Origin of the sequence: Novosphingobium sp. MMS21-SN21R, assembly GCF_031846015.1 — a bacterium.
GTDB lineage: Bacteria > Pseudomonadota > Alphaproteobacteria > Sphingomonadales > Sphingomonadaceae > Novosphingobium.
The window spans coordinates 329,014-343,508 of the sequence record NZ_JAVRDU010000001.1 but is presented as its reverse complement, the minus strand read 5'-3'; the positions used below and the strand labels follow the sequence as shown (position 1 = coordinate 343,508).

The window sequence follows — 14,495 nt, the reverse complement described above, 5'->3', positions numbered from 1 at the left end:
GCGGCGCGGGACAAGAGTGGCAAAACCTGGTTAATTTTGCGTAACCATGACGCGCGGATGAGGCTGCGGAACATGCCTCATCCGCCGGGAAGGATTCAGGAAAAGGCCTTGTAGGCGCCGTAAGCGCTCGTCAGCGTGAGGACGACGCCGACCATGATCAGCATGGTTTTGGCCGGGATGTGCTTCGCTGCCCAGGCACCGAATGGCGCGGCTGCGATGCCGCCGATCAGGAAGCCCAGCGTAGCGCCCGCAACATCGGCAAAGCCCAGATGCCAGACGAACGCTGCGGAGACCGTCAAGGTCAGGAAGAACTCGACGGTGTTGACCGTGCCCACGACCTTGCGCGGGTCTGCACCCTGGATCAGCAGGTTGGATGTGACCACCGGCCCCCAGCCGCCGCCGCCTGCCGCATCGAGGAAACCGCCGACCAGACCGAGCGGCGCCACCCAGCCCGCCTCCCTGATCTTGGGCGGATAGAAAATACCGCGCACCAACAGATAGACGCCGATCCCCGCAAGGTAGAGCAGCACCCACGGCTTCACCAGCGAAGCGTCGAGCGAGGACAGCACATAGGCTCCGAGAATGCCGCCCGCCATGCCCGGAACAAGCAAGCGGAAGAACAGCTTCTTGTCGACATTGCCGTGGATCAGATGACTGATGCCCGAGGTCGCAGTGGTGAAGCATTCAACGATGTGCACGCGCTGCGACGCGAGCGCGGGGGGAATGCCCAGAACGCCCACCATCAGCGTGTTGGAGATGACGCCGAACGCCATACCCAAGGCGCCGTCAATCATCTGCGCGGCGAAACCTACGGCGATGAACGGCAGCAGCGCCGTCCAATCGAGCCCGGCCAGAAATTCCATGCGATTCCACCCCTGTTTTAGCGTGGCTGCGCTACAGGGGATCGGTGACAGCCAGAACAGAGAATTTATACTCTACCATAAAGGGAGAGTTTTTTGCGACGAACCGAATGATTCAGCGCCTGCGATACCGAAAGTACCACACTTCATGCCCGTAAACCGTGCGCGCCTTGTGCTCGTAGCGTGTCTCGGGCCAACCACCGGGACGATTCTGGAAATCGGTGCAATCCTCCGCCAGCCATTCGAACTGGTGCTTGTGGCGACGCATGACCATCAGCGCGTGGCGCAGATAGATGTCGTGATCGGTGCCGAAGCGGAACTCTCCGCCGGGGCGCAGCTTGGCGGCAATCAGGTCCAGCGGCCCGTCGTTCATCATCCGCCGCTTGGCATGGCGCGCCTTGGGCCAGGGATCGGGATGGAGCAGGTAAAGGTACGAAAGCGCGCCGTCGGGAATCCGGTCAAGCACTTCCAGCGCGTCGCCATGGTGGATGCGCACATTGCCGAGCGGCGGGTGGGCACCATTGTCCCCCGCCACATGCGTCAGCGCCTGCGCCACGCCGTTTAGAAACGGTTCTGCACCGATAAATCCGTGATCAGGCAGCATGTCGGCGCGAAATGCCATGTGCTCGCCGCCGCCAAAGCCGATCTCGAAATGCATCTGGCGGTCATCGCCAAACAGCCTTTCGGATGTGATCGGTCCTTCGGCCGGCATCGCGATCCGAGGCAGCAGCGTATCGACCAGCCCCTGCTGACCCTGCCGCAAGGGCTTGCCCTTGGCGCGGCCATAGAGACGGTTGAGCGTGGTAGGATCGCCGGTTTTGTGCGCAGTCATGGCCTGTTCCTGAATTTTCGGTGCGGATGACAGGCTCAAACGCAACGGTCAATCAGGGCTGGCAGATGAACGAGGCTGGAAACTGCACCGGCGCCTTTTCTACTTGGCGGTTTCGGCGCAGACTTGACCAAGCCGACAGCGACCTAGCGGGAAGTTGCTACTGCGAGAGGTCCGTGTCGCCACCTTGCCCGGCCTCGGCGACGGGATCATTGACCATGGGTTCGCCATAGGAATCACTGCCGGTATCGGAATTCTGGAAGGTTTCGCCTGAACCATCTCCGGAAACGTTGGCGCCCTCGGGCTTATCCTTCAGTATTCCAAATGGATCGGTTGCAGACGAGCCGGGAATTCTGTCAGGTCCGCCACAAGCCTGAACTTTCTTCAGATAGGAATCCTCATATGCGGCGGTGCGTTCACCGGCATACTGACGATCTTCCTGCATTGCGTCGGACGTGCACTCACAAGTTTCCTGACGCTTCGCTGCATCGGGTATCAGCCCGGACAACCCCGCAATGCACTGGTCGATCTCTTTCTGGATCATCGGGTGGCGTTTGCCAGATCCGCAGGAGGACAGCGCGATTAGCGCACACGCCGAAAAGATCAGGATCAAAGGGCGCGAGATGGTCATCGGCCGGCTCCGTAAAAGGAAGCAGTTTCCGTACCTGTAAAAACGGCCCGCCGTATGGGCGAGCCGTTTCTAGGGATGGCGTGAGATGATCCGGCAATCAGGCCGCTTCGGTTTCCGCGATTTCATCGGGATCGCGCAGGACATATCCGCGGCCCCAGACGGTTTCGATGTAGTTGTCACCGCCGCAGGCATGCGCAAGCTTCTTGCGCAGCTTGCAGATGAACACGTCGATGATCTTGAGTTCGGGTTCGTCCATCCCGCCATAAAGGTGGTTGAGGAACATTTCCTTGGTCAGCGTGGTGCCCTTGCGCAGCGAAAGCAGCTCGAGCATCGCGTATTCCTTGCCGGTCAGATGCACGCGGGCACCATCGACTTCGACGGTCTTGGCGTCGAGATTGACCGAAAGCTTGCCAGTACGGATGACCGACTGCGAATGGCCCTTCGAACGGCGCACAACGGCGTGGATGCGGGCAATCAGTTCTTCGCGGTGGAAAGGCTTGGTCACGTAATCGTCGGCACCGAAGCCGAACGAGCGCACCTTGCTGTCCATTTCCGAAATGCCTGAAAGGATCAGGACCGGGGTCTGGACTTTGGCGACGCGCAGCTTCTTGAGCACATCGTAGCCGTGCATGTCCGGCAGGTTCAGGTCGAGCAGAATGATATCGTAATCATAGAGCTTGCCAAGATCGAGGCCCTCTTCGCCCAAGTCGGTCGAATAGACATTGAAGCCCTCAGTCGTCAGCATCAGTTCGATCGCCTTGGCGGTCGTCGGTTCGTCTTCGATCAGCAGTACGCGCATTGATCCGCCCCTTACTTGCCATGTCCCCGTGGCAATTAACCCGGACTAAACCCGTGTTGACCGCCATTAACCATAGGAGGAATGAACATGAAAGGTTAATTTGCTGTAAACGAAGGCCATGAGAATCATCGCGTTAACCACCGAGTGGCGCGGTAATGACTCATCCCCAGACCGGACTGATTCAGATCGGGACGGTTTTGCCCGGAAATTCAGGTGTCCCAGAATGAATCACGCACTTGCGATGTAAAGCGGCCATAACGGATCAAGGTTAACACAATGGGCGCGCACCGGGCCTTCTTGTGCCGCAAAACCGCGAATCAGGCCCCGGCTATACCAAGGCTCGAAGCTGCCTCGCGCAATTTCCGGGCCGCCGCGCCATCGTTGCGGAACGCAGCCAGGCCCTTTTGCAAGGCTTCTGCGGCCTTCTTCGGCTCACCCAATTGCATGCGGCTGCGCATCAGCATGATCCAACCGTCGGCGTTGATCGGGTCTTTGACCAGCTTGGCCTCAAGGCCGTCGACCATGCCCCGGATCATCGCTTCCTGTTGGCCCTTGGGCATGCCGGCCGCGGCTTTCATTTCCTCGGAAGTCGGCCCCGGAATGCCAGCAGCCGCCTTGTGCGGCCCGTCGGTGATCACGCCGCCCGCAGGCGCTGCAAATCGCGCTTCGGCCAGACGCTTTTCGACGTCGATCTTGCGCCGCTCACCCACGTTGCGGATCACCTCGCGGATATCCTCGGCATAGGGCGCATCGGCAGGGGTATCCTCGAGCAGGTCAAACCAGGCGTTGATTGCCTGGCGGTGACGCCCGCCGAGGTCCATCGCCACGGCCTGGAAATAGCGCGCGCGGGCATCCTTCGGGTCAAGCTTGATCGCCTTGTCGAACGCCGACTTGGCATCGCGCGGCATCCGGCCTTCTTCCTTGCTGGCAAGGACCAGCGCCTCGCCCAGGAACGACCACGTCTCGGCATGTTCGGGATCGAGTTTGGTCGCCTGCTTGAGCGCGGTGGCGGATTCGGCATAGCGTTCGGTCTGGAAATAGGACCAGCCGAGCATGCGCCAGCCCTCGGCATCCTCGGGATTTTCCGCGAGCTTCTTTTCCAGCTTGGCGATCACATCGTCGACCGATGGCTGCTGGCTGGGCAAGGCAGCGGGAGGCTGCGCCTGTGGCGGCGGATTCTCAGGCCCGCGCATCATCGCCACGCCGCCCGCGCCCAGCGCGATCACGCCCGCCGCAATCAGCGCGACCCTGCCGAATCGCGAGTGTCCCTGCGCTTCGTCGCTTTTCGCTGGCACGGGATCGGGCTCGGTCATCGGTTACTCCCTGTCGGACACCTCATGCGGCATCCGTCACTGTGCCCATGCGCATATCGCGCCGGGCGGTCTGTGCGCAAGCGGCTCACGCACGCCATGACAGCTCCGCGCAAATTGCGGCTGGCTTTGCGCGGAGCATAAGCTAATGTCTGCCACGATAGGGGTCGCAATCGGTTTTCGGCTAAGAACAGGCGCAGGCACATGCGTCGTTCTGGCGCGTGGTGCGGGGGACGCATACCGGTGGGCGAGGTTTTCAAGGTTGCGATTATCGGGTCCGGCCCCGCAGGCATGAGCGCTGCGGGACGCGCGGCGCAGCTTGGCCTGAGCCACGTGCTGCTCGAAAAGACCGATCACCTTTCCGATACGATCTACAAATACCAGAAGGGCAAGCATGTGATGGCCACGCCATCGCAGCTGATCCTGCGCTCCGATCAGGAATTCGACGCCGGCAAGAAAGAGGACATCCTCGACAAGTGGAACCGGCGCACTGCCGAGCTTGCGGTCAACGTGATGTACAATGCCGAGGTCAAGTCGATCAAAGGCACGGGTCCGGCCATCGAAGGCTCGGTCCAGAAGATCGTTTCCCGCGCGCGTGATGGATCGAGCACCACCACCGAACTGCAGCGCTACGCCGCGCCCTATGCGATCGAACTGACCAATGGCGAAACGGTCATGGCCGAGAACGTCGTGCTGGCCATCGGCACGCAGGGCAATCCCAATCTGATGCGCTGCCCCGGCGGCGATCTGCCGCACGTCACCTACCAGCTCGACGATCCTTACGCCGTGCTCGACCAGCACATCATCGTGGTCGGCACAGGCGACGCCGGGATCGAGAACGCGCGCGGTCTGGTCGAGGATTCGGCGCAGGGCAATGTCGTCACCGTGCTGAACCGCGCGCCGAAATCGACCAACGTCCGCGAAAGCTTCGCCACCGCCAAGGAACCGAACGCCAAGGCGCTGGTCGAGGACGACGCGGCAGGCAAGCTGACTATCCGCTACGAGACCGAGACAAAGTCGGTCGAGCCCGGCTGGATTACGCTCGCCACCCGCGATGGTGAAGAGCGCATCCGCTGTGACCGGATCATCGCCCGCATCGGCTCGGCCCCGCCGCGCGCCTTCGTCGAAGGCTGCGGCATCGAATTCGCCAGCGCCGACCGCCTCGCCTTCCCGACGCTTTCGCCGCAGTTCGAATCGACCGCGCCCGGCATCTTCGTGATCGGCGCGCTGGCGGGCTATCCACTGATCAAGCACTGCATGAATCAGGGCTATGACGTCGTCGAATTCATCAACGGCAACACCGGCCTGAAGCCCGCGGACGAACCGCTGCTCGAAGCCAAATTCGCCGGCCTGCCGGGCAATCGCTCGGTGAACGAATGGCTGGAATTCCTGCGCACGAATGTCTCCATCCTCGATGGCATGACCACTCTTCAGCTTCGCGAATTCATGCTCGATTCCTCTGCCCGCGCCTATGCCAAGGGCCAGACGGTGTTCGAGAAGAACGATCCGGGGTCCTCGCTCTTCGCCATCGCCTCGGGCTCGGTCAACGTCCAGCTCGATGCCAAGGACCCGTCCAAGGTCATCCCGATTCCTTCGGGCACGATCTTCGGCGAAGTCGGCCTCATTTCCGGACGGCGACGCGGCGCTACCATCGTGGCCGCAGAAGACACGATCTGCGTCGAGATCAGCCGCAACGCCGCGCTCAAGCTGCAAAGCCAGGTGCCGACCGCCCGCCGTGCGATTGAGCGTATTTCGACCGAGCGCCAGATCCTGCAGATGTTCGGATCGGGCCTGACCAGCGCCGATATCGCCGAAGTGGTCGAGACCGCCAAGATCGTGCAGGTCCGCGCTGGCGAGGCGGTGATCACCGAAGGTGGCGAGGACAACGACATCTATGTCATCCGCGTCGGCTCGATGATCGTCGAGAAGGAAGTCGGCGGAAAACCGGTGTTCCTGTCGTACCTGCCCGCAGGTTCCTACGTCGGCGAAATGGCCCTGATCGACGGCGGCCGCCGCACCGCCACGGTCCGCGCCGCGATCAAGAGCGAGGTCATCAAGATCGATGGCGAAGCGTTCGGTCGCGTGCTCGCCGCCAAGCCCGCGCTGCTCGACCGCGCGCGCAAGGACATGGAAGTCCGCCGCGCGACCAACGCCTTCATCGAATCGAAGAAGGACAGCTTTTCGGGCGTCGTCGACCTCTATTCCGAACAGGCCAAGTTCCTCGTCAGCCAAGGCCTTGGCGAAGCGACCGACGTCCTGCTGATCGACGAGCGGCTCTGCGTTGGCTGCGACAATTGCGAAAAGGCCTGCGCCGACAGCCACGATGGCCTCTCAAGGCTTGACCGTGAGGCTGGCAAGAGCTTCGCGCACCTCCACGTGCCGACATCGTGCCGCCACTGCGAGCATCCGCACTGCATGGCCGATTGCCCGCCCAATGCGATCCATCGCGGGCCGGACGGCGAAGTGTTCATCAACGATACGTGCATCGGCTGCGGCAACTGCCAGCGCAATTGCCCCTATGGCGTGATCCGCATGGACAAGGTTCCGCCGAAAAAACCTTCCTTGCTGAACTGGCTGTTCTTCGGCTCCGGGCCGGGACCGGGCGAGCCACCGTACAAATGGTCGAAGAAGAACACCAAATACACCGGCGACCCGGCGGTAGACGAGTTGCTTGACCGCAAGAAGGCGATCAAATGCGACATGTGCGCCGGGATCGAAGGCGGCCCAAGCTGCGTCCGCGCCTGCCCGACGGGCGCGGCCATCCGCGTCTCGCCCGACGAGTTCCTGACCGTCGCCCGCCTCGAAAACGAGGGAGCCTGAGCCGATGGCCACGATAGCCCCCAAGAAGCGCACCGGCGCCAGCCGCGAACGGACCGCCACGCACGAAGGTTTCCTGCGGCATAACAACTTGTTCTGGGGCAAGCTCTCCGCCGCGCTCGCGCTCGGCCTGCTGGCGCTCTACATCTGGGTGCCGCTGCCTGGGACACATTTCGGGTCGAGCTGGCTCGGCTATGCGCTCGGCACAGTCGGTGCGCTGCTGATCCTGTGGCTGACCATGCTCGGCATGCGCAAGCGCGCGATCACACCGGGGCGGTGGAGCCTCAAGGCCTGGACCAGCGCGCACGTCTATCTCGGCCTGTGCCTGACGGTGATCGGCACGCTCCATTCGGGCTTCCACTTCGGCTGGAACGTCCACACGCTGGCGTGGGGCCTGATGCTGCTGGTCATCGCCTCGGGCATTTTCGGCATCTGGATCTATGCCACGGCGCCGCGCGCGCTTTCAGCCAACCGCTTCGACGATGAAGGCGCGATCACTGAAAAGCAGATGATCGAGGCGCTACGTTCGCTCGACCGGCAGATCCATGATGCGGCCCAGCCGCTCGATCCGCAAAGCGCGGCACTCGTGAACATGAGCCTTGAGCAGGACCCTTTCGCGGGATCGTTCTGGAACCGCATTACCGGCAACTATCCCAAGTGCGCAACGCGCCATGCCGCTGCGGAACTGCGCCGCATGCGCGCCTACAAACCGCGCGTGGCCGACGATCCGGTCGACAAGGTCGATGCGCTGCTGACGCGCAAGGAAGCCATGCTTGGCCGAATGCGACGACACCTCAAAATCAAGTCCTGGTTGCAGGCCTGGCTCTATGTCCACGTGCCCGTGACCTTTGCGCTGATTGCGGCGCTATCCGCCCATATCGTCAGCGTCTTCTTCTACTGGTGAGCGAACGATGAGCTTTCTTGTCCGCCAGATCGCGCTCAAATCCAGTGGTGAGGAGATCGTGCGTCCCTCGACCATCGAGGGCGACGAACTGACCATTGGCCGCGACGCGGCAAACGGCATCCACCTCCCCGACCTTGCGGTCGATCCGCGCCATGCACGAGTGGTGCAAGGGGCCGATGGCAACCTGACGATCGGTTCGGTCGGCACCCAGCCGTTCGAGGTCAACGGGCGTTCGGTCACCGAGGCCGTGCTCGATCCTGCGGTCGGCGCGGAACTGATGTTCGGCGGCCACCGCATCGTGATTTCGCGCGATACCGAAAGCGGCATGCTCGCTTTCACCGTGCGCCGGGTGGAGGCCGTCTCGGACTCCGCCGAGGACAAGGACATCACCACGGTCTACACGCTCAAGGGCCTCCTGCCCGGCAAGCGCATGTCGGCGTGGACGTTCGCGGTGCTGGTGCTGATCTCGTTCCTTGCCTTCCCGATCTACAGCTACATGACCTACAAACCGCTGGCGATGCAGGAAAAAGCGCGGCGTCCGGACAGTTTCCATGCCGACCAGACGTGGTCGTCAGGCCCCTTGAGCCTTGCCCACAAGAATCTCGGTGGCGATTGCCAGGCCTGCCATACCGAGGCGTTCGTGGCCGTCACCGACAAGGCCTGCCTGACGTGCCACACCAAGGACGCGCACGACCATATTTCGGACAAGGCGCGATTGCTGAAAGCGCGCGGCGAGCCCACCGGCTTGGCCGCGCTGCAGCGTGCGGTCGCTACCGCGTTCAACCGCCCGGCGGGCAGGTGTGTCGATTGTCACACCGAACACGAGGGGGCAGGCGCTATGCCAGCCACCCAGCAGAAATTCTGCGCCGATTGCCATAACGGGATGAAAGGTCGCTTGACCGATACCAAACTCGCCGATGCCGCCGACTTCGGGATGGCTCACCCTCAGTTCAAGCCGATGGTGATCAGCGGCATGGACGGGGACAAGCCGTTATTCCAGCGCGCCATGTGGACGCCTGCGCTGCAGGAAAACAACGGGCTCAAGTTCACCCACGGCCAGCATCTGTCGAAGACCAACGGCATCGCCCAGATGGTCCGGCGCATGCCAGGACGCTTCGCTGCAACCGATGGGCTGGATTGCAAGGATTGCCACAAGGCCGATTCCACCGGTACCCGGTTCAAGCCGGTGGTGATGGAGGACTCCTGCCAGTCCTGCCACTCGCTCAGCTTCGATCAGGTCGGCGGCACCTTCCGCACGCTGCGCCACGGCAAGCCCGAACAGGTCGTGGCCGATCTGCGCGCTTTCTACCGTGGCGGCGCTCCTGCCCGCCCGGCCAACCTCTCGGGCCTTGCACGGCGGGTGCCCGGCGATGCCGCGCTGCGCTCAACCGCTGCCGACTACGCCCGCGCTGTCCGGTTCTACCCGACCCGCGCAGAACAGGCTGTGGCGCAAGTCTTCTCGAACGGCGGCATGTGCTACGATTGCCACACCGTGACGCGCGGCGGCACGATGGCGAGTGCCGGTTTCACCGTCCAGCCGGTCGCCCAGAACGACCGTTATTACCAGAAGGGCTGGTTCGACCACAAGGCGCACGACAAGACCGATTGCGCCGATTGCCACACCGAAACAGGGACATCGAACAAGGCGACCGACCTGCTCGTACCGGGCATCGACGGCAAGGGCGGCTGCCGCACCTGCCACGTCGGCGGCGAGGGCGCAAAACTTGCGTCGGTTTCGGTGAAAGACCCGGTCGATTCCTCCTGCGCGATGTGCCACTCCTATCACATGGATGCTGGCGCCCCGTGGGCACCGGCAAAGGACAGAAAGAAAGACGTCGGGCAGACCGTGGCCGTGGCTGAAAGGCCGCGTTTCCCGGTAAAGCTGCACTAGAACGTCAGCGGGGAACGATGCTGATAGCGCAGGTCACCGATATTCATCTGGGGTTCGAACCCGATTCCCCCGGTGAATTCAACCGGCAGCGGCTTGACCGTGTGCTGGAGGAACTGGCCGCGATGGAACCGCGGCCGGACCTTCTGCTCGCCACCGGTGATCTGATCGACCGGGGTGACCGCGAAAGCTATGAACGGCTGCGCGAGGCTTTCGCCGATATGCCCTTTCCGGTGCACTACGCGCTCGGCAACCACGATGATCGCGCGACTTTCGCCGAAGTCTTCCCCGCCGCCCGCTTCGATGGGGGCTTCCTGCAATATGTGATCGACACCGACCCGTTGCGGCTGATCGTGCTCGACACGCTTGAGGAAGGCCGCCATGGCGGTGCCTTCTGCGAAGCGCGAGCGGCCTGGCTCAACGCCCGGCTGGATGAAGCCTCTGATGTGCGCACGCTGATCGTCCAGCATCACCCACCGGTCGAAGTCGGCATTCCGTGGATGAACACTGACCCGGCAGAGCCTTGGGTCGAACGCCTGGGCGCATGCTTGCGCGGACGGACCAATGTCGTCGGCATCGTCTGCGGCCACATCCACCGCGCGATCACCACAGTGTGGGAAGGCACGATTGTTGCCACCTGCCCGTCAACCGCACCGCAAGTCGCACTCGACTTGCGCGCGATTGATCCCGACGTGCCCGACCAGCGCAGCCTGATCATCGCCGATCCGCCGGGCTATGCCCTGCACTGGTTCAACGGGCGCGAACTGATCACGCACTGGGATACGGCTGAAGACCATCAGGTCCTCGCCCGCTATGACGCCAACCTTCAGGGCATGATCCAGCACATGCTGGCCGAGCGCCCCGGTTCGGACTGACGGGCTACTTCACCATTTCAACCTTTGGCGCAGGCGTGAACGGACGGATGCCCAGCTTCGGATAGATTTCCGCGGGAAAGTAGAACGCCCCGTCCTTCACCACCATGGCGATGGCCTTGATCGCCTTGAGGTCCTCGGTCGGATCGCCCGGGACAAGGAAGAAGTCCGCCAGCTTGCCGCGCTCCAATGACCCCAATTGCTGATCCTGATGGAGGTATTGTGCCATCTCCAGCGTGGCGCGCGACAGGACTTGCGCAGGGGTCATGCCCACTTTGGTGAACAGCTCCAGTTCGCGGTGATAGGTGAACGCACCGCCCATATCGGTGCCCGGAATCAGCAGGATGCCCTTGGCGTTCATCGCGGTCAGCGTTTCCAGCACTTTGGCATAGGCCGCGACATATTCGGCGCGCTGCTGCGGCGTATCGGTACCGAACAGCGCCTGCTTCAACTGACGCTGCTCCTCGGGGGGCATATGGTCGATGTAATCGACCGCACCGGGATTGGGGCGGCCATCGAGCGCGGTAAGACCGAGCTCGTGAATGCCGATGGTCGGCTCATGCGCAACGTGGTGCGCAACCATCGAATCCAGCGTCGCCTGCACTTTGGCCGAGTTCACGTCGAGCGAAGGGAAGCGCCGCATCGCGGTGAAGCGGAACAGCGTGCGTGTGTCCTCATCGGGATTGAGCACCCAGCCGAGCATCAACTGGTTGACATGAGTGATCTCGTCGAAGCCGGCCGCGATCATCGCATCGGCATTGGAAAAGGCAGGCACGTGCCCCGCCACGCGCATCCCCAGCCGGTGCGCCTCGGACACGACGACGGGCGCCCACGCCGGGCTCATCGAGTTGTAGAGCTTGGCCTGCCAGAACCCCCGCGCGGCATACTTGCGAACGGCGGCGATAGCCTCGTCCTGCGTTGCCACGACGGTGCCGTTGCGCGCCGAGAACTTGCTTTCGCCCTCGATGAAGCCCGAGCGGGTCACGCGCGGTCCGGCGAGCTCGCCTGCATCGATCCGCGCGACCAGCTTGTCGAGAACCTCGTCATTGTTGCCCATATCACGGACCGAGGTGATCCCGGCCAGCACGTTGAGCAGTGCGGCGTCCTGTCCGAGATGCGCGTGCATTTCATAAAGACCGGGCACCAGCGTGCCGCCCGCACCGTCGATGTTCGTCTCCCCACGTGTGGCAACACTTCCGGTGGCGGCGATTTCGGTGATTCGGTTGCCGAACACCACCACATCGCGCGGCTCGGTCAGCGCTTTGGCCGCCGGATCGAACAGGCGCACGTTGCGGATGCGCACCGGCCCGGCATAGCGCCTGGCGTTTTCCTTCTGCAGCGTGGTGAACCGCTCCGCTCCCAGCCGTTCGGCCAGGATCCGCAAAGGCTCGGCCGCGACCTTCTCGTATCCCTTGCGCACCAGAACGGAATCGGCAGAGGCCACCGCGAACAGATCGCCCGAGGAATCGAGCGCGATATAATTGGGGTCGAGCGCCAACCCGCTCAATTCATATGTCGTGACGTCCAGCTTGCCATCGGCCCCGTAAAACGCCTGCGTGCCCTTGGCCACCATCGTGGCCGTGCCGCCCGGCGCGACGGGCATCGCCATGCCGGGCGCCTTGAGCAGGGCCTTGGCGAGCAGCGAAATGTCGATCACCGAGCCGTTCTGCGCGATGTAATAGCGCGGCGCTTCCTTGCCCTTGATGGTGCCCTTGCCCGCCAGATCCGTCCAGCTTGCCCCGCTAGACGTCCGGGAAAACCGCTCGGCCACAGCATTGCCGAACGTGGTGCGCCCGGTGATCTTCCAGTCCGCAGGCGCACCGTCATTGCCCAGCGTAACCGTCTCGCGGATGGTCGGACCGCGCCCGTTCTGCTTGATGTCGTAATCGACCGAGATCGTGCTGCCCTGCTGGTCGACGATGTAATGGCCGATGTCCGCCTCATCCGAGATCATGCGGTATTCGACCGGCTTGGCGCACAGCGGGGTGGCGGCGGTGGCAAGTGCCGCCGCAACGATCAGTCGAAATCTCATGTACGCATTTCCTCGAAGCAGTTGCATTTGCGACCACCCTAACGCGGTCAGCGCACCCCGGCGAGTGTCTTCTGGCGGCGGCGCTGGACCGAACTGCCAAGCCCGATCGCCTCGCGGTATTTGGCCACGGTGCGCCGGGCCAGATCGAAGCCCCGGGCCTTGAGCAGATCAACCAGCGCATCATCCGAAAGGACCGCCTTGGGCTCCTCGGCATCGATCAACTGGCGGATCGCGGCCTTCACCGCTTCGGCGGAAGCGCCTTCCCCATCGGACGAACCGACCCCTGAAGTGAAGAAGAACTTCAGCTCGAAAGTACCGCGATCACAATGCAAGTACTTGTTCGACGTGACGCGGCTGACGGTGGATTCGTGCATCGAAATCACTTCGGCCACGGTCTTGAGCGTTAGCGGGCGCAAGTGCGCGACGCCGTGGCGGAAGAAGCCGTCCTGCTGCTTCACGATTTCGGCGGCGACTTTGAGGATCGTCTTCTGCCGCTGGTCGAGCGCCTTCAAGAGCCAGTTGGCGTCTGCCAGCCGCTCGCCCAGCCAGGCCTTGGCATCCTTGGTCATGCAGGCGCCGCGCATTTCAACGTAATAGCTGCGGTTGACGATCAGGCGAGGCAGCGTCGCCTGATTGAGCGCGATGTTCCAGCCGCCATCACTTGCCGCACGGATCAGGATGTCGGGCACGACCGCCTCGGTAACCCCGCCGCCAAAGCGCAGGCCGGGGCGCGGATCGTAGCTGCGCAGCTCTGCCAGCATTTCGGCGAAATCTTCGTCATCGACCTGGCACAGCCGCTTGAGCCGGGCCACTTCGCCGCGTGCCACCAGGTCCAGATTGTCGATCAGCCGCGCCATGCACGGATCGTAGCGGTCGGCCTCTCTGGCCTGCAGCGCGATGCACTCGGCAAGGTTGCGCGCGCCGACGCCAGTAGGGTCGAGCGACTGGATCAGCCCGAGCGCCCGTTCGACGACCATTGCCGAAAGTCCCAGCGCATCGCAGGCTTCGCTCAGCGGGATGGTCAGGTAGCCCGCCTCATCGAGCTGGTCGATCAGCCAGCGCGACACGAACAGCAGTTGCTGGTCGGACGTGGTTGCACCGATCTGGGCGTGCAGGTGTGCGGCGAGCGTTTCCTCCGCCTCCCCGCGCTCGTCGATATCGGGGCCTTCGCCGCCGCCGCTTCCCCGATCGTCCCGCGCTGACGAGAGTTCGAGCCTGCCCGCGCCGTCTCCGGTATCTCGGTCGCTGTCGAGCGCGCTGACGTCGATGTCGAGCGGACGGTCCTCGGCCACGCGGCCCTCGGCCAGAAGCTGATCGACCGGCGAACTTTCAAGATGGGTGCGGCGCAGATCCTCGGGCAGGGCCTCCAGCACCTCGGGTGCCGCGCTATCACCGATTTCGAGCAGCGGGTTGGCCTCCACCGCCTCACCGATGAACGTCTCGACCTCAAGGTTAGACAGCGCCAGCAGCTTGATCGCCTGCTGCAACTGCGGCGTCATCACCAGCGACTGGGATTGCCGAAGATCGAGCCTCGGGCCGAGCGCCATGGCCTA

Annotated in this window: 11 protein-coding genes; 4 read left to right on the top strand and 7 right to left on the bottom strand. The window is 63.1% G+C overall.

Features of this window, described 5'->3' with window-relative positions; all coding sequences use genetic code 11:
- Positions 1 to 95: 95 nt before the first annotated feature.
- From RM192_RS01650 to RM192_RS01630, 5 genes are all read right to left on the bottom strand, one after another.
- A complete protein-coding gene (locus RM192_RS01650) occupies positions 96 to 863 on the bottom strand; it encodes a sulfite exporter TauE/SafE family protein (RefSeq protein WP_311505795.1) in 768 nt (255 codons plus the stop codon).
- 112 nt (positions 864 to 975) lie between these two features.
- Positions 976 to 1,692 (bottom strand): tRNA (guanine(46)-N(7))-methyltransferase TrmB, encoded by a 717-nt coding sequence (locus RM192_RS01645; protein ID WP_311505794.1) that lies wholly within the window; start codon positions 1,690 to 1,692, stop codon positions 976 to 978.
- 157 nt (positions 1,693 to 1,849) lie between these two features.
- The gene (locus RM192_RS01640) at positions 1,850 to 2,320 is read right to left on the bottom strand and encodes a hypothetical protein (protein ID WP_311505792.1); all 471 of its coding nucleotides are present in this window, start codon (positions 2,318 to 2,320) and stop codon (positions 1,850 to 1,852) included.
- 97 nt (positions 2,321 to 2,417) lie between these two features.
- Complete coding sequence (ctrA, locus tag RM192_RS01635) at positions 2,418 to 3,119, bottom strand: response regulator transcription factor CtrA (protein ID WP_311505791.1); 702 nt, start codon at positions 3,117 to 3,119, stop codon at positions 2,418 to 2,420.
- A gap of 317 nt (positions 3,120 to 3,436) precedes the next feature.
- Complete coding sequence (locus tag RM192_RS01630) at positions 3,437 to 4,432, bottom strand: tetratricopeptide repeat protein (protein WP_311505790.1); 996 nt, start codon at positions 4,430 to 4,432, stop codon at positions 3,437 to 3,439.
- 201 nt (positions 4,433 to 4,633) lie between these two features.
- Here RM192_RS01630 and RM192_RS01625 point away from each other — a divergent pair, with 201 nt between their 5' ends.
- From RM192_RS01625 to RM192_RS01610, 4 genes are read left to right on the top strand one after another with little or no spacing between them, the layout of a single operon-like run.
- The gene (locus RM192_RS01625) at positions 4,634 to 7,249 is read left to right on the top strand and encodes a cyclic nucleotide-binding domain-containing protein (protein WP_311505789.1); all 2,616 of its coding nucleotides are present in this window, start codon (positions 4,634 to 4,636) and stop codon (positions 7,247 to 7,249) included.
- Positions 7,250 to 7,253: 4 nt separating this feature from the next.
- A complete protein-coding gene (locus RM192_RS01620; RefSeq protein ID WP_311505787.1) occupies positions 7,254 to 8,150 on the top strand; it encodes a hypothetical protein in 897 nt (298 codons plus the stop codon).
- Between the two features lie 7 nt (positions 8,151 to 8,157).
- On the top strand, positions 8,158 to 10,041 hold the full coding sequence (locus RM192_RS01615) for a cytochrome c3 family protein (RefSeq protein ID WP_311505786.1): 1,884 nt from the start codon (positions 8,158 to 8,160) through the stop codon (positions 10,039 to 10,041).
- Between the two features lie 17 nt (positions 10,042 to 10,058).
- Positions 10,059 to 10,913 carry a phosphodiesterase gene (locus RM192_RS01610; RefSeq protein WP_311505785.1) on the top strand — a complete coding sequence of 285 codons (855 nt, stop codon included), beginning with the start codon at positions 10,059 to 10,061 and terminating at the stop codon, positions 10,911 to 10,913.
- Between the two features lie 4 nt (positions 10,914 to 10,917).
- Here the strand turns inward: RM192_RS01610 and RM192_RS01605 are convergent, their stop codons facing one another.
- Positions 10,918 to 12,942, bottom strand: a complete 2,025-nt coding sequence (locus tag RM192_RS01605) for an amidohydrolase family protein (protein ID WP_311505784.1) — start codon at positions 12,940 to 12,942, stop codon at positions 10,918 to 10,920.
- Between the two features lie 47 nt (positions 12,943 to 12,989).
- The gene (gene rpoN, locus RM192_RS01600; protein WP_311505783.1) at positions 12,990 to 14,489 is read right to left on the bottom strand and encodes an RNA polymerase factor sigma-54; all 1,500 of its coding nucleotides are present in this window, start codon (positions 14,487 to 14,489) and stop codon (positions 12,990 to 12,992) included.
- Between the last annotated feature and the right edge of the window lie 6 nt (positions 14,490 to 14,495).